Genomic DNA, 22631 nt, shown 5'->3' on the forward strand with positions numbered 1-22631 from the left:
GCGTGAAACCGCTGTTTGATTTCTGTTTGATTTTTCTACTCGCTGACTGGGGACCGCAGGATGTAGTAGCCGGCAGTGCTCCCGTCTATTGCATTCGCGACCTCAGCCATTCCGGTCAGGACGAGGCGATCACGAAGCCGCTTGGCCACATTTCGAATTGACGATTCCGAGCGTTGACCGCCCCAGACTTCATCCAGGAGTTCGCTGTGGGCGAAGTACCGGTTCGGGCGACGGGAGAGGGCCTCAAAGAATCGAAAGAGCAGCGTGTTGCCAAGGAAGCACGACTTCCCCTGAAAGACGACGGACAACGTGGAGCGATCGGCCACGGGGCGAAACGCCGACGAGGGAGGTGCGACATCGACGTCGATAGCGAGTACGGAATCAAGCCAACCGGCGTCTTCGAGTTCGAGTTCCCGGCAGAGCGTTGCGAGCGTTTCTTCCATTTGACGCTCGAGCTGTCGAACGGTCCGCACGTACGTGGCAGCGAGGAGTTTGAGAGAAGCGGAGATTTCTTCTTTTCGGCGTTTCCTGTTCATTGGTCGGGCCTCCTTCAGAAAGGGTGAATGGATGAATGTCCAAACACCCGATCGTCTCGAGGCCGATCGATGCCGTGGTTCTCAATCCCCCCAGCCATGGGTGCGAGAGAAAAAGCGGTCTCTTCAGTACCGGTTCATGCCACTATTCCGGTCCCGACCGTCACCGTCTGGACCGCTCAGGTTTGCCGAAATCATCCGTGTCTCTGTCTCTCGTTCGAAGACGGTTGGCGTCACACCACTTTCAGTGACGTGTCAAACTCTTTTGACCCGCGTTTGAAGCAGCAAGAGCCGAGGAACTCAGTTTGAGTCCCTCGGCTCTTCGCATTTCCAAGCAATTTGCAGACGACATTATCGCTCCGCATCCACAGCCCCCTCAGGAACTTCTGCGACAACCGCGTCCGCTTCACCCCGAGGGGCCTGAGGAAGAATCTCCCGGGCGAACGATTCAAGCTGACGGAAATTCTCACAGAAGCGCGTGAACTGCATCCGCTCCCGGACTTCCGGGGTGAGTGCTTTTCCGCTGATCACCAGCTCGATGCTGTTCTGAGACGCCAATTCCGAAACTCGAGAAAACTCCCTGTAAAACAGTTCGTGATCCCGAATCACTGAGATGGTCAGCCAGCACAGGCGGGGCCGCATATCGCACATCGCCTGCCGCAGACACAAAAACGGAAGCATGTTCCCTAGTGACGACGCCCGCCAGCCGTCTTCCCTCAACACCAGCTCCATCATCAACGAAGCCAACGTGTTCGGATCACCGTCAATCGTCCCTCCGATGGCAATTGGAGCAGCAGGGCTGATTTCCGGAAGTGCCCGTCGCACCTCCAGCATGACGCGGTGACAAAGTTCGCAGGATCGACGCTCGTGGTAGATCGCAGCGTCTCCGCAACCACATTTGGTTTCAATCTCTTCCAGAGCTGGTACGAGAACCTCATCGCAGATGGTGCTCAGCGAATTTCCGGCCAGATACAGGTTCAGAACGACTTCCACGCAGACCTGTTCATCCCCCTGCACCATGGCCTCAACCAGGCGCATCCGCTCCGCCTGCAGCTTCCGTTCTCGTCCCCCCTGGGTGCAGGGAGGGAGACCGAGCACTTCCGGATTCACCAGCTGGTAGCCGGAATGGCGGAGAAAACTCAGGACGCCATTGACGGGCATGCGGCGGTGCCCGCCGGCGGTCCGGACGGTCGGGATCAGCCCCTGATCGCACCAGCGTTTGAGTGAGGACTCGCTCACATCAATTGCCTGCGCCACCTGCCGGGGTGTGACTAGATCTTTCACGGAGAATCACTTCTGAAATCGGCTCACAGAGAACTCGAACGACCGAGTGCCCGCACACTTCCTGCATTCTAGACCATTTACGCTGCTCTCCAAGGATTTCTGCAAAACTGCCCGCCCGTTCAGTCTTCGGAAACAGGCATCTCCTTGCTGATCCGCACCTTTCCGTCTTCGAGCAGATAGAGCTGATCCGCCAGAATCCCCGCCTCGTCCCGGCTGTGAGTGACGTGCAGAACTGTCACGCCCGTCGCCTGCTGAACCTCTTTCAACAGGCTTTGAATCTGGCTGCGAGTCTCTTCATCCAGGGCGCTGAGCGGTTCATCGAGCAGGAGAATTTCAGGACGAAAGGAGAGGGCCCGCCCTAACGCGACCCGCTGAGCTTCCCCCCCACTCAGCCCCCGCGGCCGACGGGGCAGTAATCCGTCCAGGTGCAGCAACTTGGAGAGTTCGCGAACCCGGGCCTGCCTTTCCGCCTGAGACACCCGTCTCAGACGCAGTGCAAATTCCAGATGCTCCTGAACAGTCATGGTCGGGAAGAGCGCGAGGTCCTGCGGGACATACCCCAGTTCCCTTTCAGCCGGCGAAGTGCGAGTGACAACTCGCCCGTTCAACGAGATCTCTCCGCTCAAAACGGGACGGAGGCCGCAAATGGTCTCCAGCAGCGTCGTTTTGCCGGTCCCGGTCCGTCCCATCAACACCGCATAACACTGGGCGGGGAGACTGAGACTGAGGTTCGTCAGGGAAAAGTTCCCCGACCCAATCGTCACATCGTGAAGTTCAATCATCGACGCTCTCCTGTTCCCAGCAGCCGGAGCATCAGAAGGATCACGAGAGAGAGACCGACCATCAGCAGCGAAACGGCCACAGCTGCTTCGAGGTTTCCAATTCCAAGTTCCAGGTAAACCGCGGTCGAAAGTACCTCGGTGCGAAACGGAGTTGTTCCCGAGAAAACCAGAATCGGGCCGAACTCTCCCATCGCTCGCGCCCACGCCAGAGTGAAGGCCGCAATCACGCCGGGAATCGCCTGAGGAAGGCAGACCTGAAAGAAGGCCTGCCGTCGATTGCACCCCAGCGTCCTCGCAACATCTTCCGCGCGAGGATCGATTCGGTCGAATGTCACCCGCAGCGTGCGGATCGCGAACGCAGCTGAGACGACAAACTGTGCGAGGATGACCGAAGGGACGAAGTAGGTGACCGGGAACTTCAAGTCCCGCCGCAGCCAGCCCTCCAGCTGCCAGTCACCAATCGGAAGATGAAACAACAACAGCAAACTCAGCCCCAGCACGAGTGGCGGGAGAATCAACGGGATATCGACAATCGTGTCGATGATCGCCCTTCCGGGAAAATATTGTCGCGACAGCAGGTAGGCCAGCGGCAAGCCGATCCAGATCGACAGGATCGCCGACAGCGTACACGACTTGAGTGTCAGGAGAATGGCGGCCTGAATCTCCGGCTTTGCCAGTGCCTCGACAAAATGACGGGGTGTCGTACGCATCAGATTGGCTGCGAGAAGCAGCACGATCAGCAGAACGTAACTGCCGCCGAGCCCCCACATCGTTCCAAGGAACGGGAGATCAGTCCTGGCTGCGGTGGGAACTCGATGACGATGGTCCGGCCCGCGCTTGTTCATGGGGCGGAATCTCCCGACCACGGTTCTCCTTGAACAGGAGTGAAACCGAAGTCCGCGTACCGTTTCAGTCCTCTGTCACTGGCTGAGAGATATTTCGCGAAGTGAACAGCACGAGCCTGCTGCCCGCTGGTTTGAATGAGTCCGATGCGGATATCCGCGAAGGTCTCCTGAAACTCCGGAAGCAGGACCGCTTCGAGTTTCGGGGACGTCGTCACGACCGCATCATAAACGACGGCAACATCCGCAGCCCCTGCCTGCACGCTGTTCGCCGCTTCCGTCACGGAAGAAACAAACGCGGATGTGTGCTGATTCAGAGCGTCCCATTTTCCCTGACGCGTGAGTGCATCGCGAGTGAGCTTCCCCACAGCTGCCACTTCGGGATTCGCCTGCACCACCCGGACACTCTCCTTCAAGAGATCGTCGAACGCGTGAATATTGAGAGGGTTCCCTTTCGCCACTCCCAGAACGACCTGCATCTTTGCCAGTGGAAACTCCAGTCCGGTCACTCCGCGGGATGCAGCTGACTCGAGGTAGCTGGCGTCAGCAGGAAGATAAAGGTCCCCTGTCCCACTCGTTTCGATCGAAGAGAGTAATGTCTGCGACGGACCGAATTGAAACTCAACCGGAACGTCGAACTCTTTGCGATAATCCTCAGCAATCGCCTCCATCACGGCCCGATTGCTGGCAGCGCAGAATACCACAAGCGGAGATTGCGGAGCTGGTGTTTCCCAGGAGAGCGAAAGTCCCAGCCCGATGGCCACCGCGATGGAGCCGGACAGCAACAAGACAAGTCGGGTCATAAAAGTGGAACTTTCCAGAGTTCTCGGAATGAGACAATCTTAGAGGAGATGCACGTCGCTCGCGAGCAGAGCGATTGTCTGAAGCGGTCCAGAGTCTCGAGACGAGAGTCCAGAGCAGGACAATGGACCTGCCAGACGCTTTCGGCTACGTGAATTCCGTGAAAGTGCTTTCGAACTTCCGGGAGAACTGTACTTCGAGGTTGCCGGGTGCGAATATGAACCTGTCGACGAGAAACCTGTGCCGCCTTCCTGAACCGATTCACTGTTTTCATGAACTCCCCCTTGGCTTCCACAGCTTCTGCCGCCATCCAGCAGCGAGCCCCTTCGCTCAACTGGGAACAGGTTCCACTCCCCTGGATGCCCGGTGCGTATCTGTGGGTGTGGTTCAAGCCGGCGCAGGCCCCCGGTGACATCGTGGTCCGCGTTCCGGATGAGCTGTGGCCGGCCCTCGGTGCTTCGCTCACCATGCGGCACCTTCTTGCAGCCTTCGGATTGAATGCAGCGGAGATTCAGTTCTGGGCGACGCAAGGGGTGACGCTGGATTCTCAAGGGGGAATGAACCCCATCCTCGATCAGCTCCTGCCAGCTCCGGTCCCCTGGGCAGATTCCTCCATCACGATTCGACTGGCTGGATTTGAAGCCGGTATCCCACAGCCCGCCCCGTTTGCATCCAGCGGAACGGCATTCAGCACCGCAGCCACCGCCATGACTCCTGAAGCGGAGATCGCCCTGGCGGCGATGGATGCGGACTGGCAAGCCATTCTTCAGCTGGAAACACAACTCGGACAGTTGAGGAAGCAGCTGAACGTCATTCAGGGACGCCTGCAGTCGATGAACCGGGACTTCACCCCGGATGAGCGGCAGGCAGCCGATTCGAACGACGTGAAAGCCTGGCAGGATGCCCGCCGATTTCTGAGAGATGCATCCGGGCATGTCTCGCGATACATCCGCGAGCACGATGTCGGGGTCACCAGTGCTGCAGGGCAGAGAAACCGGTTTGAAGAGATCTACAAATCGAATGTCGCCCCGAAGAAGGCGTTCGAAGGGATCACCGTCGCCCAGCATGAGCTGGAAGTCTATCGCAAACAGGTGCAGTCCTTGCTGGCCAAGATGCAGACAGCCCTGTCCAACGCCGGCAGCAATGGCGAACAGCGTGCGCAACAGGTGCTCAACCGCATCAACGCGAAGATGAGAAAGTCACGAAACAAGGATTGAATCGACTCACAAAGCTCAGCGAGAAGAGGATGCCGACACGTCTGTGTGGCGATGAGTCGCCTCCGGCATCCCTTCAGAATCGACACGGTCTGGCAGTTCCAGTTCGAAGGTGCAGCCGGGTTTGCCGTCGAAGCGGTCGTGCACGCTGACACGGCCGCGAATCTTTCTCACCAGCGTGTACACGATGTACAGCCCCAGACCTGTCCCTTTGCGCCGACGTTCCAGTTCGCTCCCACCTCGGTAAAAGATCTGAAAGATCTTCTTTCTTTCATCGCGGGGGACACCTGCTCCGTTATTACTGATTCTCAACTGAACACGGTTCTTGCCCAGCTTTTTCAACTGCAACCAGACCTCAGGCGAATCGCCCGCGTATTTGACCGCGTTTTCCACCAGATTGCTGAGAATGAGGTCGATCACAATCTTTCGGGCTCGAATCACGAGCGGCTGAAGGTCCAGCACAAAAACGTCGTTCCGATTGACCTTCCACTGCATGCAGACCTTGTCGGTGAACTCCTCCAGCAGCGGCTTCAAATGAATGTCCTGAGGATCTTCATTGTCTCCCAGAGCATCCAGCTGTCCCACTTCCAGCAGTTGATTGATCAATCGATCCAGTCGATGCAGTTCACTCGCCATGATCGCATGAAACTCATGCCGTTTTTCTTCGGTCAGCGTTCGCAATGACAGGGTTTCCAGATACAGCTGCAGGGCTGCGATGGGAGATTTCAACTCATGCGTGACGCTGTCGACAAAATTGGCCTGCCGATTGTTCAGGGCAATCTCTTTCAGACTCAACACCAGCCACAGCGACAACCCGGCCAGGATCATCGAAAAGGCGACCACACCGATTGTCAGCGTCGTCCACCAGTTGCTCTGTGAGAGAATGATGATCCAGCAGACCATCAGCGTGACACACAGCACCATCAGACTCACGCTGAGCGTGATGGGGATCCTGATCTTGCTGCGGCGACGGAAATAGGTGGACATGGGAGGAGAGGAAAAAGGGTAAAGGGACAGGGAAGAGGAACGTCCTTTCGCCGCCAGATTCAGTCATGTGCTGCTTTCCGCGGGTGGACTCCAGTCTCCCCATGCGGAGAGGTAATTTGCAAAGGCCGGAATCTGCTCGCGCCGTTCCTCCAGCCAGGCGCGTGTGCCTGCCACCAGTTCATGCTCCCGCTCCAGACTGATCTGCCCGAGCAGCACCCGCGACCTGAGGAAGACGAAATACGTATCGAGGACATCCGCCCGGCAGTAGTCATTGATCTCCTTGACCTGACCAGCGTCGTACATGTCCTGAACCTGCGAGCCGTCGATTCCGGACTTCCCCGGCTTTCCGATGAGGTTCGCGAGCAGGTTGAGTCCCCCGGGCATGCGAGTCGCTCCAAAGTTGCTGAACAGGTCCATCAGATCCAGATGCGAGGTTCGATTATACCGATTCCGGAACTGTTCATATGCGGGAGCACTCGTATTGAACCAGTCGGGCAGGGGAATTCCGAAGCGGAAAGCTGCCAGTTCCAGTACCGGCAGGTCATAGCCCCGCCCATTGAATGTGACGAACGTCGGTCGCCCGTAATGCCGCCATCCCTGCCAGAATCCCTGGGCGATGACATGGGGTCGGTACTGGGGATCATCCAGGACCGCGACATCCAGCAGTTCGAACGTCGCACTCACTTTCGCCACCGCAACAGAGATCGGCAGCACGAACGTATACGGGAGAACGTCCTTCCCGGTCTGCTCGAGCAGTTCGTCTCGAAACTGACGGAGAGCCTGTGCTGGACTCAGGCCCAGAGAGGAGTATTTGACCTTCGAAATCAGTTCACCGTCTCCGACCGTTTCAACGTCGAAGATCAGGTAAGCCACTTCCGATTTCTGCACCATAAGAGAACTCTGATTCCACCCTTGAGAGAGCATGTCCAAAAGGTCATGACAATCGCCTGAAATGACACAAATCGCGGCGACGTTTACCGTTATTACATATTCATCAACTACGACCTCAGCACAGAATAACGATTGAACATGCTGGGCCTATTTCGCTGCGAGGGATTGTTAAAAATGAGCAAACAGGCGCTTGGATTCGTCGGAAAAGCAGGTTACCATCTTCTGCGATTCAGGGATGGCAGCGTGAAATTTCCGTCCCGGAGAACCATCTGAGTCTATGCCAACTGCATAGAGTATTCGATGTTGCGTTCGAATTCCCGAGGGAATCGCGGAATTGAAAAGGATCGGCTCCACGGACCTGTTCTGGCGGTCGTTGCCGGGATGCCAACGAATCAGCCAATAAATGGACATCACCAGGATGGCGACACTTTCTGAACTTCGACGCCGTTTTGAACATTCTCCTGACTGCAAACTCGTTTCGCCCGATGTCTATCTCGAGCGTCTGACGGGTCACCAGAACTGGGTACGGGCTGATGAGCCCAGCGCCAATCTGGTCGGCTTGAAGGACAAGAGCACCGGCGCCCGCATTCTCGTTCCCGTCGAAGAGCTGAGCCGGCAGAGCTTGACCGGGATTCGACGCTTCAGCTGATTTTTCTCGCAAACAGTTCTGAGAAGAACACTTGCAACGGACCACGTCGTTATCGTGCCGGGAGAGACACCCTCGCTGGATGGTCGGCGAAGTTGATTGAATTCGTTGCTGCTTGCCGCATTCGCACGATCGTTTCGTTTGACAGCAACACCGCCAACGTGGGAAATTCTGCAAAAATCGGTCTACCCATTCCCCGATTCAGGTGATCTAATAGATTTCGCTCAGGGAGTTGGTCTCACGCAGATGGAGAGCGATTGCAGCTCTGTTCTCCGCGTTCGAGATCATTTGAAGGACTCAGCGATCGCTGGCATGTGATTGTCTCCACCGGCCGAGCCAAAAAGTCATCGCCGTTGCAGCTCAAGGTCTGCGAGGGTTTGATGCAACTCCCGATATATCAATGAGTAATCAGAGATTGCACTGAAAATGCAAGCGTGATGATGACCCGTTCCGCCGAGCACCACTGACCGGTGCTGACGTCGATCGGATTGAATCAAGAAGGGCAAAGATGCAAATGCAACAGACAGCGAAGTTCGTCCGGCTCCTCCCGAGCATGGAAGTCCCCCGCTACGCTCACGTCCCGGGCTCCGGGACTCCCCACCCTTACCGCGACCCTCGCGGACACAGCTACAGCAAGCGCCCTCAGACTCCCAAGGGACTCAAAGAGACCCAGTGGGCGGAAAATCGCAGCTACCTGATGGCCCTGGATTACTTCAATCTGGGCTTCTACTGGGAAGCTCACGATGAGTGGGAACGGCTGCTTCGCGCCACCGGTGCGGATACCCTGTGTGGACTGTTCCTCAAGGGACTCGTCAAAATGGCTGCCGCGGGAATCAAGGTCCGCGAAGAAAGCATCCACGGAGTGCGTCGCCACGCAGCCTCTGCCGGGGAAGTCTTCGCCGATGTCGCTGCCGAATCCGATCAGGATCGGTTCTGCGGTCTGAGCTTCACGTTGCTGCAGTTCGCAGCGGATCGTGCAGCCCAATTGGCCTACCCCACAGAGTTGGAACCGGGACGCCCGCTGCGGGTGTTCCCGTTCATCCTCATGCCCGAACCAGTCCCGCTGGTTTGATGCCTTGAACTGATACAGACCTCACACTGTCCCGGGAAGTTCCTTGGGACAGTTTTCTTTTCGGCCCCTCACAAACGTGGCAGCTCCATGATGTCCAAGCCGGCCCTGGATCGCGAAGAATATGTCGAGCAGGCTTATTTCTTCCGCGTCATTCGGGAACGGATTGAAAATGGAACTCCCATTCAGGAAATCCTCTCTGGTGTTCGGGAAGAGATCCTCGCGACGACCAAGCTGCCGATGGCCATTGACTTCCTGATCGGAGAGTTGCAGCTGCGAGGAAAGTTCGGCGAAGGGATGGGGCGGCTGCTCCATTACTTCACCCCGTTTCAGGCCTTCATCATGAAGAAGGCCGAGGACGACGCTGCCCGACTCGACTTTCAGATCGCCGTCAAAATCCTCGAGAGGGAAGCGGAATTCCGCAGCAGTCCAGACCTTCAGCTGGCTGCCCTGTTCATCTACCAGTTCGAATGCCTGTCGCGAAACCGCCTGGGTTACGACCAGGGCATGATGGCGATCGCGGGAGATCCGCTGTACACGGAAGAATGGCGTGAGTGGATTAAACGGATCCGCTTTGACCTGGGGAGTGTCGACTTCGCGTCGCTGGTCTACCTGCAATCTCAGCAGCATCTGGATGAGATTCGACTCAAGCGCCGCGACCCCGATTATGCACCCGATTACCTGATCCTCTTCAACGCACAGGCCGGCAGAATCGCCCGGGCAAATCGTGGCAAAGATCCGCTGTATTTCTTTGCGGCGTTGCAGCGTCAACTCGGTTATCCGGTCGTCCCGAGATCGATTTCGAATTTCGTCTCGAATCCATTTTCACCTCAGGTGGAATCTCGGTTTCAGCGCATCGAAGGTCGCCTCGCACTGCTCGAGCAGGAACAGCGAGGTGGGCTGGATCTCAGCAAGTTCTATAAACCAGACGAGTCGCCCGGCGCTTCGAGCTGATCGGAACAGCAGATTTCGCTGTCCTCAGATTCAAAGAAAAAAGACCGGTCACGGAATGAAATCCGCAACCGGCCTTGCTGAGAGCCGACAGTCAATTATTTGTTGGCTTCGATGGCGTCAGCTTTGTTCTCGCCAGCGTTCTCAATCGCGTCCGCTTTGTTCTCACCAGCTTTTTCGATAGCGTCAGCTTTCTTTTCGCCGGCGTCTTCAATGGCGTCAGCGCGATCTTCCGCTGCCTTCGACTGAGCTGCACCGGTGATGGTCTTTCCATCCGCATTGCGGATGCTTTCCGCTTCGTGCTGCGTGGCGTTTCTCACGTTGTCAGCAGCTTCGTCACTGCGGTTCCGAACTTCGTCGGCATGCTGTTCAGTTTGCTTGCGAACCTCATGAGCTTCCCGATCAGCGGGAGTGTCGGCACAGCCCGAAAATCCCAACACGGGCAAGCCAAGAATCGCAACAGCAGTCGTCCAGTTCAAAGTCTTCATGTTTCGCTTCCCCTTACGGTTCGTTCTCGGCCCGCTGGATCCGCACCCGCGTCTCTCAGTGAAAGCCATCGAGGTGATCTCGATTTGTGTGGTGCCAGGGAATTGCGAATGCCGTACCAGTTTCGACGTCCAGCCGGTTCCAGAAGCCAATCTCCGCCGCCTGAATCCGCCGACTTCTGCGTTGAGGACGAATCGTTAAGCGTTCACACGCGGATACTTACAATCGAACAACTCTCCAGCGAAGAGTCTTCTTCACCCCGGGGGATGCGCCGACATCCAATGTGTGTCGGGGTGAAGAGACCGCTCACAAATGGATGGTCTGTCTGCAACCAGCGTGTCCGTTCAACGTTCACTTGTGCAGGGAGATTTCCCGATGGGCCGTCAGTAAAACGCGTGGCGACCAGTTGCACGCCGCAGGACTCTTCGCGGCACGTCAGGTGCAGGAGTCTGGGAAGTTCCCCTTAGACACTTTCTGGAGACGACCAGCATGCAGAAACATTCGAATCCTCTCTCGGCAGCGAAAATTCAGGAGCAGTGGGACGACCTCACGGATGCTGAGGTCGATCGGATTGATGGAGATGTCAATCTTTTGATTGATGCCCTGACGGCCAAGTACGGTCTCTCCCGCGACGAAGCAGCCCGGCAGGTCGACGACTTTCTCCGCAACGAAAATCATCTCACTCAGGGATGACCGCTGGAACCGGGACCGGTGAATCGCAACTGGACCATTCAGACTCCCACTGGGCCTGAAACTCAGCTGAGACGCAGCATCAATCGTTTTCGGGGTGACGGCTTTCCGTCGATTCTGCCGGCGGCTGTGAAATTCGCGTCAGCCACCGGCCCCACGTGAAATAGTGCAGTGTGACAAAACCGCCAAACGCGCTCAGGACAGTCAGCAGCCCAAAGATGTCAGGCATGACCATGGAGATCAACGCGAGGATTCCCCCGATGACACTGACGACAAGGATCATCGCCAGCCACGTTCCCCCATTCCGCTGCCGGGCCGGGGTCGCGTCTGCCTTCGGGAGACGAACACTCATGCGAGTTCCCCTTGAGCGATCAGATTTTTGAGCTTCTGCTCGCGGTAGAAGAACCCGTCTTCAAGGTGATCCCGGACTTTCGATTCACTGAGCAGAAGTCCGATCAGACCGCCCGGCAACTGAAAATCGACGATATCCCGCATGAGAACACCCTCGGGAATTGCAGTGTATTCGTGGGTGTGAGTCCAGGATTTCATCGGGCCGGTGATCTGCTGCTCGACGACAATGCGAGGCCGTTCGAACTGCACGATCTGATGAGTTGATTTCACGACCTGCCCGAACGTGATGATCTGAAAATCGAGACGGGACCCCATCTCAATGACGTCGGGGGCCGAAGTGAACGTAATCCCCAGCTTGGGATCGGTCACCTTCGGAACGTTTGTAAGATGGCTGAGAAAATCGAACAGTGCTTCGGGCGAACAATTCAACCGTGTTTCGTATTCAGCAATAGCCATGGAAATCCGCTGCCGGGAAGTTCGAAAGAGAATGGGAGCATCACGATCGATGACTGTAGCGAAATTCAGGAATTCCCGGGAGCCCGTTCGCCCCCCCGGAGAGATCAGGTGCTGCGAAGTTCGGGAAGTTGCAACGATTGCAGCAGGATAACTTTGGGAAGAGTGAGCTGGGGACGAGAGCTGCGAATTGACCCGCTGCGGGGGACAAGCCTAGACTGAAAGTGACGAATTCGTGATGTTCTCCTCGTTCGAAAGTCCCTTCTCATGCATCGCGTCGCTTTCGCTGCCCTGCTCGGGCTGACTGTGATCTGTTCCGGCTTTTCAGCTTACGCTCAGGAGGGTGGACGGCACGAAGTTCTGCGAGCCAAAGACGGCTTCCCGATCCACATCACCTATTATCCGTTCGTGGAAAGTAAGGACGCTCCGGGGGCAACTGCCATGAACGCGCCCGTCGTCGTTCTGTTGCCGGGGGACAAGGAGAACCGGCTGCTCTGGGACAAGAGCTCTTCTCCACGCGATCAGGATCCATTTCCGATCCTCCTGCAGAAACGGGGTTACGTCGTCATCAGCGTCGACCCCCGTAAGCATGGCGAGAGCATGATCAACCCGGATGACCGCGTGCAGCCGAATGACTATTCGGCCATGGCACTGGCGGACATGGGTGCCGTCAAGGATTTCATTTACGCTGAACACCAGGCACAGCGACTGAACATGCAGCGGATGGCGATTGTCGGATCGGGGACTGGGGCTGCGGTGGCAGCGGCATTCGCCGAGTTCGACTGGAGCCGCCCACCGTACGATGACGCTCCACTGCCCGCAGAACGAACTCCACGCGGACAGGATGTCAAAGTGCTCATCCTGATTTCTCCTGAATCGACAGCAGGGAGAATCAAAACGTCTTCCGCCTTGCGTCCTCTTCGCGGTCCCGCCATCAACCTGGGCCTGCAGGTGATCGTGGGAGCCGACGACAATGCCGACAAGCGCCAGGCTGCCGGGATCTACGACAGTTTTGTGACCGCAAACAAGGGGGGAGCGGAGAATACGCGGGTTGTGCTTCTGAAACCCGAGTTGAAAGACCGGGGAATTTCGATGATGCGACAGAAGGTCCCGTACGGTTACGCCTTCAAGTTTCTGGAAGACAACCTGAAGACAATGGACATTCCCTGGCAGGATCGACGCAGCCGACTGGAGCGCTGAACCGGAATTGCCGGGATCGGGAAGATTGGATTTTTCGTCGACTCTCCCTGTCAGATTTCCTTAAACTCGACTTGAGGCAACTCCAGGAAACTACACCGAAGCCTGTTCACCAGAACTGCGGCTTTGTGTATTTCGAACCATCCATGAGTTCTTTTTAGAGACTGCGAGTCGATGGCACTCAATCCCGCTAATCGCCCGAATCTGATGGGGAAACCCAAATACCCGTATCCCGCCGCACTGATCTTCGGTGTTCCCGGAGCAGGCAAAGGGACGCAAGGTGAGATCCTGACACGGATCCCCGGTTTCTTTCATCTCTCCAGCGGCGTGATCTTCCGTAAGCTCGACAGTCACAGTCAGGAAGGTCGTATCGTCAAGGAATACAGTGCCAAGGGGGAACTGGCCCCGGATGACGTCACTGTGAGAGTCTTCCTCAACTGGCTCGAAGCACAACGGGCGGCCGAGCGGTTTCGTCCCCGTGAGCACCTGCTCCTGCTGGACGGGATTCCCCGCAACATCCACCAATGCGAGATGCTCAGCAAATACATCGACGTGAAGCTGCTCCTGCATCTGACCTGCGATGATGAAGAAGCAATGATCGAGCGAATCCGCCGTCGTGCTGCCCTCGAAAACCGGATCGATGACGCCAGTGACACCGTCACCCGCAAGCGGTTCGAAGTGTATCGCCAGGAGACTGCACCGGTCCTGAACTACTACCCGAAAGAAGTGGTCCGGGACATCGAGTCGACAGGGATTCACGCTGAAGTGCTGCTGGAATGCCTGAAATATCTGGTGCCGGTCCTCAACGAGAATTTTCCGCGAGATTGAACCCGATGTGCGGGTCGATGGAAGTCCGGAATGCGTCGCCGCATTGCAGAGTCGATACTTGAACTGACGCAGGGTGACATCACCCGTCAGCAGGTCGACGCGATCGTGAACGCCGCCAATTCCCAGCTGGCGGTCGGGGGCGGAGTGGATGGAGCGATCCACCGCGCGGGGGGCCCGTCCATTCTGGAAGAGCTCTCCCGCCAGTACCCGCAGGGATGTCCTGTCGGAAGCGCCGTCCCCAGCGGAGGGGGAGATCTATCGGCACGCTGGGTGTTTCATGCCGTCGGTCCCCGCTGGCAAGGGGGTCGGCAGGGAGAGCCGGAGCAACTCAAATCTGCCTACCAGACCTGCCTGGAACTGGCGGTCGAGCACAATTGCCGTTCCATCGCTTTTCCGGCCATCAGCACGGGGATCTATGGATACCCCGTTGACCGGGCAGCGATGGTCTCGCTGTCATCCGTGATTGAATTCCTCAAGCAGCTGGAAACCTCGCTCCACGTGCGCTTCGTCCTGTTCGGACCGGGCGCCTATGGAGCGTTTTCGAGAGTTCTGGAAGAACTGCTGCCCGCGTGAATTCGGCTTACTTGCGGCACTCTTTGATTTTTGCCACGTATGCGGCAGCGAGCGTTTCGATCCGATTCATATCGCCCCGGGCCAGAGCATCTTTCTCGACGAGGGATGATCCCAGTCCGACAGCACAGGCGCCGGCCTGAATGAACGCCGGCAGCGTCTCCAGATTGACTCCCCCGGTCGGCATTAACCGGACCTGCGGCAACGGCCCCTGCAATGCCTTCAGGTATCCCGGCCCGCCCAGTTCCCCCGGGAAGAGCTTGACGATTTCTGAACCTGCTTCCCAGGCGGTGAGAACTTCAGTCGGCGTGAAGGCTCCGGTCAGACAGGGAATCCCGTAACGCCGGCACATCTCAATCACTTCGACTCGCACCACCGGGGTGACGATGTATTCCACCCCCGCAAGAATCGCAGCACGTGCCGTCTCAGCGTCCAGAACAGTCCCCGCGCCGAGAACGATTTTGTTTCCAAGTTCCGACTTCACTCTGGAAAGAGTTTCCAGCACGTTCGGGATCGTGAACGTGGCCTCGATGATGTCGATGCCGCCGGAGATCAGGGCTTTGGACACATCGAGAAGCTGATCGCTGCTGGGAGCGCGGATAATCGCCACGAGCCCCTGATCCAGAACTTTCCCCACCACGTCTGTCTTACTCATCGATCGCTTTCAAAGATTTAACAGCTCGACCACTCAGAAACCTGCAAGTGTCTTTGCAGAGTGGTGTCAGGACAGTATCCAAAGAACTGGCGCCGATCAATTGGCCGCAGCGTACAGTTCGGCAAACTCAAGGACCCGGAGATCGATGATTTCCTTGAACGCGTCGAGATCGAATTCGCCCAGCTGCTGATACTGCTTACGATTCAGCACTTCGCGATTCCGCACCGTCCCCTTGACGATCACTTCCAGAATGCCGACCGATCCGAAAGGGGGAATGAGAACCTCGAGCCGGCTGTAACGCGACTCCGCGGACCGGCCCGGAACGAGGTGCAGGTCATCGCGAGAGAGTCGGCCTCCCCAGCCTTCCTCGCTCATCACGCTTTGAAACTTGAAGCCGGGAACGTGGTCCGCCAGTTTCTTCAGGCACTGCTCGATGTGTTCGGACAGCTCGAGCCGGTAGCGGGAATGGAGTGAACGGAGTTCTTCCTGTGACAGCTCCCGCTCCAGCGCAGCCCGTCCGCGTGCATCGCGGGTTTTCTCTCCGCGTTCGAGAGCCTTACGCAAACGGTCGTCGAAACTCATCTTGATGAATCAATCTGAAAAAGAGGTAAATCTGCAGATCAGACGGAGCAACTGCCCCGGAAGATTGATTCTACGACACAGCAAGGCCAGCGTGAAGTGCCTGCCTGGATCGGATTTGCTCAGGTACTGATCTCGCACTCTCCGAGTGCGATTCATGTAAGCCGCACTCTCCGAGTGCGGCAAAACGGCCTCACTTCTCAATCCTCAGCGACTGCTCCTCTTGCTCAGTTCAATTTTCCGCGAGCGAGAGCCTGGACTTCCGGCGCGATTCTTCTCATCCCCTCGAGATAGCTGACCTTCGGGTCGTAATTGAAATCGTCACGGGCCCGCTGAACGGAGTAGGTGTGGGACTGACTGAGCTGCGAGGCCAGAAAGCGCGTCATCGGTGGGTCGGTCTGCCGACCAAGAAGCGTGTAGATTCCCTCGCAGCCGGCCCCGATCAAGCGAGCCAGTCCTGGAGAAATGTATCGCCGGACAGGTGGCAGCTGGGCCAGAGCCAGAATCTCATTCACCCACATCCAGAGCGAAACCGGTTCGGGCTCGTTGATGAAGTAGGCTTTCCCGGCACATCGATCCCCGGCCTGAAGGGCGTCATGCGCCTGCAGATGGGCTGCTGCAGCATTCTCCACATAGGACATGGAGACCAGATTATCTCCTTTTCCAACTCGGATCAGACGACCGGCCTGTGCACGCTGAATCAGCCTGGGGATCAGGTGGTTATCACGCGGCCCCCAGATCAGATGCGGTCGCAGGGCGACTGTCTTCAATCCCCCTTTGCCATTCGCTTCCAGCACAGCCTGCTCTGCCAGTGCCTTGGAGCGGGGGTAATGGCAAAGGTACTTGTCCGGGTATGGGAGCGATTCATCGGCATTCAAATGCGGCTGACCGTCGTAAACAACGCTGGGCGAACTGGTGTAAATCAGACGCTGCACCTTGTTTGACCGGGCAGCCTGAATCAGATTCAGAGTCCCCAGCGTGTTGGTTTCATAGTAGGTCTGCCACTTCCCCCAGATCCCGGGAATGGCAGCGACATGAAAGACTGCCTCGACTCCCTGCATCGCCTGAGCGAGGCGACTGGAATCACGCAGGTCCCCCTGATGAACATCGACTCCAGCATTCACGAATTCCGGATAGGCTCCACGTGAATAAACCCGGACAACATCTCCTCGAGCCTGAAGCTGTTCGACGATGTAGCGTCCAAGAAAGCCCCCGCCGCCAGTCACCAGTGCCAACATTTTAAGTCCAGAGTCCAGAGAGGTGAGTCGAGACCAGTTTGGTCTATCATGTGCAGGCGATTCAGGATTTTCACCGCATGAAAGTCCATATTATCGCCTGCGGAACGTAATTGATTATTGGCAAAACGGCTCGAGAGCCAGAAGGGATCGCTACGAGATTGATTCATTGAAACGAATCCATCTCGTCTTTGGAGAGTCCTCCTCCGCTGCGCAGGACAGCTTCGGAGAGCGAAACGGCCCATCGGGGGACAGCTGATTCGGAGATCTGTTTCAGGCAGGCGTCCAGATCGTATTCAACCCGCTTCAAGCTGACGTGACCGTCTTCGATAATGGCGTAGCTTGCTCGCCAGTCGCCGTCGCGGGGCTGACCGACGCTGCCGGGGTTCACGACCTGAATCTCCCCCAGGTCGAGATGAAACGGCAGATGAGAATGACCGACGCAGACAAAGTCGGCCTGGATTCCGGAGAGTCGCTGTCGCCAGGCATCTTCATCGGCAGCGAGGTATTCATCCATGGGATCGCGAGGCGTGGCGTGAATCAGAAACAGGTTCTGTTGTTCGACGCGAAAGAAGGCGGAGACGGGAAGTCGGGCCAAAAACTTCAGTCTTTGGGAATCGAGCAGATCCCAGTGCAGGGGACGCGTGGCTGCAGCCAGTCGACGATACCCGGTGGTCCCGACCGGGGCGACTCTCTGAGCGACCGCATGATCGTGATTTCCCCGGATGGAAGCATCCGCATGTTTGCGCACCCAGTCGATGCAGGGAAGTGGATTCGTTCCGTAGTCGACAATGTCCCCGATAACGACGCAACGATCGAACTCTTCGCGAATTGCGCTCAGGGCGGCCCAGTTCGAATGAATGTCTGCAACGACCAGAATTCGCATAGGTTTTTATCAAAAGCGATTGACGATCGGGCAGTCCGGGACGTTATACTGCGGGTCGGTTCCCGGTGCAGTTTCCGTGACACATGAGGATGTCACTGAAGCAGCAGATGTCCGGGACCTGGCCAGACGGTATTATGGGTGCTTCAATTCTGATTGAACAGTTGGTAAGCAATTTCCACGCACGACTTCGGCCGTGCGAGCCTGATTCCGCCAGCATTCGGACGGTTCATGACCAGCGAAAGCCTGGAGAGCCTGACCCTCAGACAGAAACTGAGTCACGCAGACTTGGTGGCGCGTGAGATGCTCGAATTGTTGGAACACGGATTGATTCCAAAAACGCACATTCTCAAGCGAACCTCCCAGCAAGGAATGGATTCTCTGGAACAGGGAGAAGTGACAGATTTAACAATTCGCAGCACAGTCGAGAACGTTTTGAACTCAGGGAAGTTTGCTCGTCAAAACGCCGATCAACTGATGTCATTATTGAATTCCATCGATGGGGATATCCAGCGCGTCTTTCGAGGACGTTAACTGCCTGTCCCCCAGCCGTTCCGGCGATTCCCCCAGCCTATCACCCGTTTTCAAACAACTCGAAAAGGACGTTTCCCGCTCTTCCCGAACCGGTTCGTGGAGGAGAGTCGGCAGCAGTGAACCAGCGCAATGTCTGAACTGGGCTTTCAACAATCGACCGGCTCCAGCAACATTGGTCTGACGTTTATCAGACCAATGCCGCAAGGGGGAAGCGCGCCTACGGCTCAGGATATTGAAGGGTCTTCCGTTCGCGGACATGCCCTGAGTCTCTCCGATCGGCTTTTCCCGCCACGCGGGCTCGAAGAGTCTGGGGCAGCTCCGCCCGTCGCCGGCGTGGAACTCGGTCACTTCGTTATGGAAGAACGGATCGGCCGGGGAGGAATGGGAGCGGTCTTCCGGGCAGTCGACAAACGTCTTGGACGCGTCGTCGCCATCAAAGTCCTGACTTCGGAACATTCCGCCGACCCTGAAGCCGTTTTGCGGTTTCAGAACGAAGCCCGTGCCGCGGCCCGACTCGATCACGAAAATATCGCCCGCGTTCACTACATCGGCGAAGAGCATCACCTGCACTTCATCGCCTTTGAATTCGTGATGGGGGAGAACGTCCGCAACCTCATTCAGCAGCGGGGTCACCTCACGCCGTCCGAAGCGGTGAACTACACGCTGCAGATCGCGGAAGCTTTAAGACATACCAGCGCTGCCAATGTCGTTCATCGGGACATCAAACCGTCGAACATCATCATCTCCCCCTCAGGACGGGCGAAGCTGGTCGACCTGGGACTGGCGCGGCAGAGCAACCTTGATGTTTCGCGCGAGCTGACGACGGTCGGCACTGCTCTGGGAACATTCGATTACATCGCTCCTGAACAGGCTCTGGACGCCCGAAATGTGGATGTCCGCAGCGACATCTATTCGCTGGGCTGTACGCTGTATCACATGTTAATTGGCACGCCGCCCTATCCAACCGGAACCATGTTCGAGAAGGTGATGAATCATCACCGTCCGGTTCCCCCGAATCCATCAGAGAAAAATCGGCACGTCTCTCCGCAACTGGCGAAGATCGTTCAGAAAATGATGGCCGCCAATCCAGACGAGCGTTACGCCACTCCGGATGACCTCATCGACGATCTGGTGTCCGTCGCGGTCTCGATGGGACTTCAGCCCACTGTTCCGGATGCGAAGATCTGGCAGGCTCCCATTGCAGACCAGCAGCGTGCCCGCTGGAACGGATTCAGAACGTGGAGCACGGTGGCGCTGCTGCTGGTGGTGATCGTTCTCGCAGATCGAATTCGATCAATCCCCGCCCCCCGATACAACACGCTCCCGGGAGAAACGATCGCCACCGTCGACCGGAATGACGACTTCAAGCCGGCGAGCCGTCCTGGACCGTCTCAGGCCCCGGAGCTGACCACGCTAGGTGAAGTCGTCCCTCCGGTTTTCGACCTGCCAGCGAAGGTTCCCGGAATCATGCCGGACCTGGGCCTGGGGACGGTCGACCCGATTTTCAGCGACGATGACAACCTGATCTCACCACTGGTGAATCCTCCAGTCGCGTCCTCGGCCTTGGGTCTGAAACCACGTCTCCCCGGCACTTCCGGAGAACCGATAACTCCCCCGGCCCTGGAATCCACTGGTAGAGTTCCCAGCAGTAGCAGCAGCGTGCCGACTGAAACAACGGCAACCCGGACGGGCCCAGCCATGGAACTCCCTGTGAGTCCGCCTGCCTCGCGACCGATGCCGACCGCTGAGCCGATGCCAATGCCCGTCGCTGAAGAGCCATCACGTGCCTCCATGTTCGCGGTGGTGAAGCCGGGAAGTCGAGACAATCCGGATGCAGAAGAGCGATTCTTCTACCCAACGCTCGCAGCAGCCTGCGCACAGGCAAAAGATGGCTGGGCAGTGGAACTGCCGCTCGACACCAAGGCGCTGACACTTTCTGAAACCATCGAGATCAACGATAGGAAGATCAAGATTCGTCCTTCGCGGGATTTCCGTCCGGGAATCGACCCGCGTCCTTTCCTGCGCGTGGACCTCACTTCGCAACTGGCGATGCGATCCTTTTCTGATGCCGCTCAGATGCTGCAGATTCGTCGCGGCGGAGTGGAACTCTCCGATCTGGATATCGAGATGATCGTCGATCCGACCGCGACGGAAGACTGGTCGATCGCCACACTGGAGAACGGTTCGCGACTGGCTGCCCAGGGAGTTTCGTTCACCATGGTGAACCCGGGGAACAGCCGGGCTGCGCTGGTATATGTTCCTGCTTCAGAGGTTTCAGAAAGCGCGGACCTCATGCCGGACCGTGTTCCGTCCGCTCAGAATCAGGTCGAATTCAAAGACTGCATCTGCCGGGGACAATTCGATTTCGTCGTCCAGGAGAACAGCCCGCTAAGCGTGCTTCTGCAGAACACCGCCCTGGCACTGTCCGGCTGCATGATCCGTATTGACGGTTCCGAGCCCTATCTCCGGGGAATGGAAACCGAAGAAGGACGCGTGACCGACCTGCGGCTGGACCATGTCACACTCGTGGCAGCACGGGGCCTGTTGAACGCCAACTCCGGAGATCACGGTTCTCTTCCGCAGATTCAGATTGAAATCAACGACAGCGTCTGCATTGTTTTCAGCGATGAACAGATGCGTCAGCCGCTTCTCGAGGTCTCCGGTCACGAAGCCTATGAAGTGCTGCTGGACCAGATTGTCATCAAAGACAATCGCGAGGCCAGTTTCATTCAGCTTTCCGGCCCTTTCAGTCTGGTCGACTCAACTCAGACTCAACTGGCCGGGCGGGAGAGAGAGCTGAAGCCCGATCAGCTGGGTGTCCGCAATTTGCGGATGGAAAGCAACAACCTATTGCAGTTGCCCACTTCACTCAAGCTTTCCGACTGGCACCGGGTCCAGCAGGCTGATCTGGAATTGCGACCGGACGACGATAATCCGGCCATCGGAGTTTCCGGCAGCTTGAGGAATGCGGGTGTCGACTGGCACTCGTCCCGTCTCCCTTCCATCCTGTCCGGAAATCAGAAGAACGAACCCGCTCCGCACTGAGAAACCGCCTGCCAAAACACAAACGAGCGACGATCTACTGATCGTCGCTCGTTCATTTTGAAATCGGTCAGTTCACTCACCAGACCTGCAACGGTCCGGCCAGCGGGACCATGACGGGGCGAGAGTCATAGGGATTCACCGATCGCCGGACCGAGCGAGGAGGAATATCCGAGCTCGGTGGCGGGAGAATCGTTGGATCGCCCAGTGACGACTCGCAGTCGTGACACGGCGGAGCGGGAAGAACCGGGTGACTGGCCGCTGGAACAGGTGACTCGTACAACGGTGCCTGCAGGGGAAGTGAGCCGCAACAGGGTTCAGGACACCCAGGAGTCGTGCACGGATGAGCCTGATCACAAGGGCCGGCACCGCAGGGAGTCTGTCCACACGGAGCAGGACCGCAGGGGACCGAATCACAGGGTGCAGGACCACAGGGGGACGGGCAGGCCGGTAGGACCGGGGCTGCAGGAATCACACAGGGAGCTTTCTCGACGAAGGTGGAACACCCGACGATGTGATCTTCCACCACGATGTCCAGTTCCGATCCCGGTTGCCGGAGCTGCGGATCCAGATATCCGGAACCTGCCGTCCAGGAAGTAAATCCAGTTCGAGTGCGACAGCCGAGCATTCCCCCGTAGCGGTAGGACTGGTCGACATTGCGGAAGGCATTGGCCAGGTCGGTCATCTCGCCGCCAATTGAATCGCGGACCGCCACCAGCATGACGGTCAGTCCGAGAACGGCCACGGTGGCGATGATCACCAGCTCCGCGGACAGAATAAATCCAGCTTCATCAGCCCACAGGGCTGTGATCAGGCGTTTCATGATTGCGCTCCCCGGGAACAGATCTGGCGAGCGGGAGAAAGCGAAAAGCCTCGAGAAACCGGGAGTCTGGCTCAGCAGCGAGCCGCATTCGTCTTCCACGGAGACATGCCGACTCCGTTGCCTCGACGCTGACGCAGCATCGAAGTGAAGACGAATGTCTCCCGATTTCGCGAGGTTCCGGACGGATCACTCCGTCTGAGGCGATGTCTCAGGTCGCCACACATGCTCTCGCAAAGCTGCCGCGACAATCGCTACAGCCGCTTCAATCGCTCCAACCCCTTCAAAAGGATTTTGTGATACAGGCC

At 57.4% G+C, this 22631-nt stretch carries 25 protein-coding genes; 10 read left to right on the plus strand and 15 right to left on the minus strand.

Annotated features, from left to right (window positions below):
* Positions 1-35 precede the first annotated feature (35 nt).
* The 5 genes from SH661x_RS23305 to modA all read right to left on the minus strand — a co-directional run bounded on the left by SH661x_RS23305 (position 36) and on the right by modA (position 4244).
* Positions 36-536, minus strand: a complete 501-nt coding sequence (locus SH661x_RS23305; RefSeq protein WP_437226581.1) for a helix-turn-helix domain-containing protein — start codon at positions 534-536, stop codon at positions 36-38.
* Between the two features lie 348 nt (positions 537-884).
* Positions 885-1817, minus strand: coding sequence for a MerR family transcriptional regulator (locus SH661x_RS23310; protein ID WP_437226583.1), 933 nt, complete (start codon positions 1815-1817; stop codon positions 885-887).
* Positions 1818-1936: 119 nt separating this feature from the next.
* Positions 1937-2599 carry an ABC transporter ATP-binding protein gene (locus SH661x_RS23315; protein WP_437226585.1) on the minus strand — a complete coding sequence of 221 codons (663 nt, stop codon included), beginning with the start codon at positions 2597-2599 and terminating at the stop codon, positions 1937-1939.
* The gene (locus SH661x_RS23320; RefSeq protein WP_437226587.1) at positions 2596-3444 is read right to left on the minus strand and encodes an ABC transporter permease; all 849 of its coding nucleotides are present in this window, start codon (positions 3442-3444) and stop codon (positions 2596-2598) included. Before SH661x_RS23320 ends, SH661x_RS23315 begins: the two co-directional genes overlap by 4 nt.
* The gene (gene modA, locus SH661x_RS23325) at positions 3441-4244 is read right to left on the minus strand and encodes a molybdate ABC transporter substrate-binding protein (RefSeq protein ID WP_437226589.1); all 804 of its coding nucleotides are present in this window, start codon (positions 4242-4244) and stop codon (positions 3441-3443) included. Before modA ends, SH661x_RS23320 begins: the two co-directional genes overlap by 4 nt.
* 270 nt (positions 4245-4514) lie before the next feature.
* Between modA and SH661x_RS23330 the strand changes: the two genes are divergently transcribed.
* Positions 4515-5459: a hypothetical protein gene (locus tag SH661x_RS23330; protein ID WP_437226591.1), complete on the plus strand. Its 945-nt coding sequence runs from the start codon at positions 4515-4517 to the stop codon at positions 5457-5459.
* Positions 5460-5474: 15 nt separating this feature from the next.
* On the opposite strand, the gene SH661x_RS23335 is transcribed toward SH661x_RS23330, so the two are convergent.
* Both SH661x_RS23335 and SH661x_RS23340 read right to left on the minus strand, forming a co-directional pair.
* Positions 5475-6443, minus strand: coding sequence for a sensor histidine kinase (locus SH661x_RS23335; RefSeq protein ID WP_437226593.1), 969 nt, complete (start codon positions 6441-6443; stop codon positions 5475-5477).
* Positions 6444-6506: 63 nt separating this feature from the next.
* Entirely contained in the window at positions 6507-7334 is an 828-nt protein-coding gene (locus tag SH661x_RS23340; RefSeq protein ID WP_437226595.1) for a 3'-5' exonuclease, read from the minus strand.
* 418 nt (positions 7335-7752) lie between these two features.
* On the opposite strand from SH661x_RS23340, the gene SH661x_RS23345 reads away from it, so the two are divergent.
* The 3 genes from SH661x_RS23345 (at position 7753) to SH661x_RS23355 (ending at position 10003) form a co-directional block, all read left to right on the plus strand.
* Entirely contained in the window at positions 7753-7983 is a 231-nt protein-coding gene (locus tag SH661x_RS23345) for a hypothetical protein (protein ID WP_437226597.1), read from the plus strand.
* Positions 7984-8488: 505 nt separating this feature from the next.
* A complete protein-coding gene (locus SH661x_RS23350) occupies positions 8489-9052 on the plus strand; it encodes a DUF309 domain-containing protein (RefSeq protein WP_437226599.1) in 564 nt (187 codons plus the stop codon).
* Between the two features lie 87 nt (positions 9053-9139).
* A complete protein-coding gene (locus tag SH661x_RS23355; RefSeq protein WP_437226601.1) occupies positions 9140-10003 on the plus strand; it encodes a hypothetical protein in 864 nt (287 codons plus the stop codon).
* A 95-nt stretch (positions 10004-10098) separates the two neighbouring features.
* On the opposite strand, the gene SH661x_RS23360 is transcribed toward SH661x_RS23355, so the two are convergent.
* On the minus strand, positions 10099-10488 hold the full coding sequence (locus SH661x_RS23360) for a hypothetical protein (RefSeq protein ID WP_437226603.1): 390 nt from the start codon (positions 10486-10488) through the stop codon (positions 10099-10101).
* 487 nt (positions 10489-10975) lie between these two features.
* On the opposite strand from SH661x_RS23360, the gene SH661x_RS23365 reads away from it, so the two are divergent.
* Positions 10976-11179 (plus strand): CsbD family protein, encoded by a 204-nt coding sequence (locus tag SH661x_RS23365; RefSeq protein WP_437226605.1) that lies wholly within the window; start codon positions 10976-10978, stop codon positions 11177-11179.
* Between the two features lie 79 nt (positions 11180-11258).
* Here the strand turns inward: SH661x_RS23365 and SH661x_RS23370 are convergent, their stop codons facing one another.
* Together SH661x_RS23370 and SH661x_RS23375 are read right to left on the minus strand one after the other, a co-directional pair.
* The gene (locus SH661x_RS23370; protein ID WP_437226607.1) at positions 11259-11528 is read right to left on the minus strand and encodes a hypothetical protein; all 270 of its coding nucleotides are present in this window, start codon (positions 11526-11528) and stop codon (positions 11259-11261) included.
* Entirely contained in the window at positions 11525-11983 is a 459-nt protein-coding gene (locus tag SH661x_RS23375; protein WP_437226609.1) for an SRPBCC family protein, read from the minus strand. Before SH661x_RS23375 ends, SH661x_RS23370 begins: the two co-directional genes overlap by 4 nt.
* A 264-nt stretch (positions 11984-12247) precedes the next feature.
* On the opposite strand from SH661x_RS23375, the gene SH661x_RS23380 reads away from it, so the two are divergent.
* The 3 genes from SH661x_RS23380 (at position 12248) to SH661x_RS23390 (ending at position 14578) form a co-directional block, all read left to right on the plus strand.
* Complete coding sequence (locus SH661x_RS23380; RefSeq protein WP_437226611.1) at positions 12248-13180, plus strand: hypothetical protein; 933 nt, start codon at positions 12248-12250, stop codon at positions 13178-13180.
* Between the two features lie 171 nt (positions 13181-13351).
* The gene (locus SH661x_RS23385; RefSeq protein WP_437226613.1) at positions 13352-14005 is read left to right on the plus strand and encodes an adenylate kinase family protein; all 654 of its coding nucleotides are present in this window, start codon (positions 13352-13354) and stop codon (positions 14003-14005) included.
* Between the two features lie 30 nt (positions 14006-14035).
* Entirely contained in the window at positions 14036-14578 is a 543-nt protein-coding gene (locus tag SH661x_RS23390; protein ID WP_437226615.1) for a macro domain-containing protein, read from the plus strand.
* 7 nt (positions 14579-14585) lie between these two features.
* On the opposite strand, the gene SH661x_RS23395 is transcribed toward SH661x_RS23390, so the two are convergent.
* The 4 genes from SH661x_RS23395 to SH661x_RS23410 form a co-directional block, all read right to left on the minus strand.
* Positions 14586-15230, minus strand: coding sequence for a bifunctional 4-hydroxy-2-oxoglutarate aldolase/2-dehydro-3-deoxy-phosphogluconate aldolase (locus SH661x_RS23395; protein ID WP_437226617.1), 645 nt, complete (start codon positions 15228-15230; stop codon positions 14586-14588).
* Between the two features lie 96 nt (positions 15231-15326).
* Positions 15327-15812, minus strand: a complete 486-nt coding sequence (locus SH661x_RS23400) for a hypothetical protein (protein WP_437226619.1) — start codon at positions 15810-15812, stop codon at positions 15327-15329.
* Between the two features lie 224 nt (positions 15813-16036).
* Complete coding sequence (locus tag SH661x_RS23405) at positions 16037-17047, minus strand: NAD-dependent epimerase/dehydratase family protein (RefSeq protein ID WP_437226621.1); 1011 nt, start codon at positions 17045-17047, stop codon at positions 16037-16039.
* 163 nt (positions 17048-17210) lie between these two features.
* Positions 17211-17930, minus strand: coding sequence for a metallophosphoesterase family protein (locus SH661x_RS23410; protein WP_437226623.1), 720 nt, complete (start codon positions 17928-17930; stop codon positions 17211-17213).
* Positions 17931-18158: 228 nt separating this feature from the next.
* On the opposite strand from SH661x_RS23410, the gene SH661x_RS23415 reads away from it, so the two are divergent.
* Positions 18159-18461: a hypothetical protein gene (locus SH661x_RS23415; protein ID WP_437226625.1), complete on the plus strand. Its 303-nt coding sequence runs from the start codon at positions 18159-18161 to the stop codon at positions 18459-18461.
* A 129-nt stretch (positions 18462-18590) separates the two neighbouring features.
* Positions 18591-21506 (plus strand): protein kinase domain-containing protein, encoded by a 2916-nt coding sequence (locus SH661x_RS23420; protein WP_437226626.1) that lies wholly within the window; start codon positions 18591-18593, stop codon positions 21504-21506.
* A 76-nt stretch (positions 21507-21582) separates the two neighbouring features.
* Here the strand turns inward: SH661x_RS23420 and SH661x_RS23425 are convergent, their stop codons facing one another.
* Positions 21583-22326: a hypothetical protein gene (locus SH661x_RS23425; RefSeq protein WP_437226628.1), complete on the minus strand. Its 744-nt coding sequence runs from the start codon at positions 22324-22326 to the stop codon at positions 21583-21585.
* Positions 22327-22631 lie beyond the last annotated feature (305 nt).

Source organism: Planctomicrobium stercoris, from assembly GCF_051465655.1.
GTDB lineage: Bacteria > Planctomycetota > Planctomycetia > Planctomycetales > Planctomycetaceae > Planctomicrobium.

Excerpts from the sequence above, each read along its gene's own strand:
- SH661x_RS23340 (WP_437226595.1), bottom strand. The coding sequence starts at position 7,334 with ATGGTGCAGAAATCGGAAGTGGCTTACCTGATCTTCGACGTTGAAACG.
- SH661x_RS23345 (WP_437226597.1), top strand. The coding sequence starts at position 7,753 with ATGGCGACACTTTCTGAACTTCGACGCCGTTTTGAACATTCTCCTGAC.
- SH661x_RS23360 (WP_437226603.1), bottom strand. The coding sequence starts at position 10,488 with ATGAAGACTTTGAACTGGACGACTGCTGTTGCGATTCTTGGCTTGCCC.
- SH661x_RS23335 (WP_437226593.1), bottom strand. The coding sequence starts at position 6,443 with ATGTCCACCTATTTCCGTCGCCGCAGCAAGATCAGGATCCCCATCACG.
- SH661x_RS23415 (WP_437226625.1), top strand. The coding sequence starts at position 18,159 with ATGACCAGCGAAAGCCTGGAGAGCCTGACCCTCAGACAGAAACTGAGT.
- SH661x_RS23365 (WP_437226605.1), top strand. The coding sequence starts at position 10,976 with ATGCAGAAACATTCGAATCCTCTCTCGGCAGCGAAAATTCAGGAGCAG.
- SH661x_RS23425 (WP_437226628.1), bottom strand. The coding sequence starts at position 22,326 with ATGAAACGCCTGATCACAGCCCTGTGGGCTGATGAAGCTGGATTTATT.
- SH661x_RS23400 (WP_437226619.1), bottom strand. The coding sequence starts at position 15,812 with ATGAGTTTCGACGACCGTTTGCGTAAGGCTCTCGAACGCGGAGAGAAA.
- SH661x_RS23395 (WP_437226617.1), bottom strand. The coding sequence starts at position 15,230 with ATGAGTAAGACAGACGTGGTGGGGAAAGTTCTGGATCAGGGGCTCGTG.
- SH661x_RS23305 (WP_437226581.1), bottom strand. The coding sequence starts at position 536 with ATGAACAGGAAACGCCGAAAAGAAGAAATCTCCGCTTCTCTCAAACTC.
- SH661x_RS23330 (WP_437226591.1), top strand. The coding sequence starts at position 4,515 with ATGAACTCCCCCTTGGCTTCCACAGCTTCTGCCGCCATCCAGCAGCGA.
- SH661x_RS23390 (WP_437226615.1), top strand. The coding sequence starts at position 14,036 with ATGCGTCGCCGCATTGCAGAGTCGATACTTGAACTGACGCAGGGTGAC.
- SH661x_RS23355 (WP_437226601.1), top strand. The coding sequence starts at position 9,140 with ATGATGTCCAAGCCGGCCCTGGATCGCGAAGAATATGTCGAGCAGGCT.
- SH661x_RS23370 (WP_437226607.1), bottom strand. The coding sequence starts at position 11,528 with ATGAGTGTTCGTCTCCCGAAGGCAGACGCGACCCCGGCCCGGCAGCGG.
- SH661x_RS23315 (WP_437226585.1), bottom strand. The coding sequence starts at position 2,599 with ATGATTGAACTTCACGATGTGACGATTGGGTCGGGGAACTTTTCCCTG.
- SH661x_RS23410 (WP_437226623.1), bottom strand. The coding sequence starts at position 17,930 with ATGCGAATTCTGGTCGTTGCAGACATTCATTCGAACTGGGCCGCCCTG.
- SH661x_RS23385 (WP_437226613.1), top strand. The coding sequence starts at position 13,352 with ATGGCACTCAATCCCGCTAATCGCCCGAATCTGATGGGGAAACCCAAA.
- modA (WP_437226589.1), bottom strand. The coding sequence starts at position 4,244 with ATGACCCGACTTGTCTTGTTGCTGTCCGGCTCCATCGCGGTGGCCATC.
- SH661x_RS23350 (WP_437226599.1), top strand. The coding sequence starts at position 8,489 with ATGCAAATGCAACAGACAGCGAAGTTCGTCCGGCTCCTCCCGAGCATG.
- SH661x_RS23405 (WP_437226621.1), bottom strand. The coding sequence starts at position 17,047 with ATGTTGGCACTGGTGACTGGCGGCGGGGGCTTTCTTGGACGCTACATC.
- SH661x_RS23420 (WP_437226626.1), top strand. The coding sequence starts at position 18,591 with ATGTCTGAACTGGGCTTTCAACAATCGACCGGCTCCAGCAACATTGGT.
- SH661x_RS23380 (WP_437226611.1), top strand. The coding sequence starts at position 12,248 with ATGCATCGCGTCGCTTTCGCTGCCCTGCTCGGGCTGACTGTGATCTGT.
- SH661x_RS23320 (WP_437226587.1), bottom strand. The coding sequence starts at position 3,444 with ATGAACAAGCGCGGGCCGGACCATCGTCATCGAGTTCCCACCGCAGCC.
- SH661x_RS23375 (WP_437226609.1), bottom strand. The coding sequence starts at position 11,983 with ATGGCTATTGCTGAATACGAAACACGGTTGAATTGTTCGCCCGAAGCA.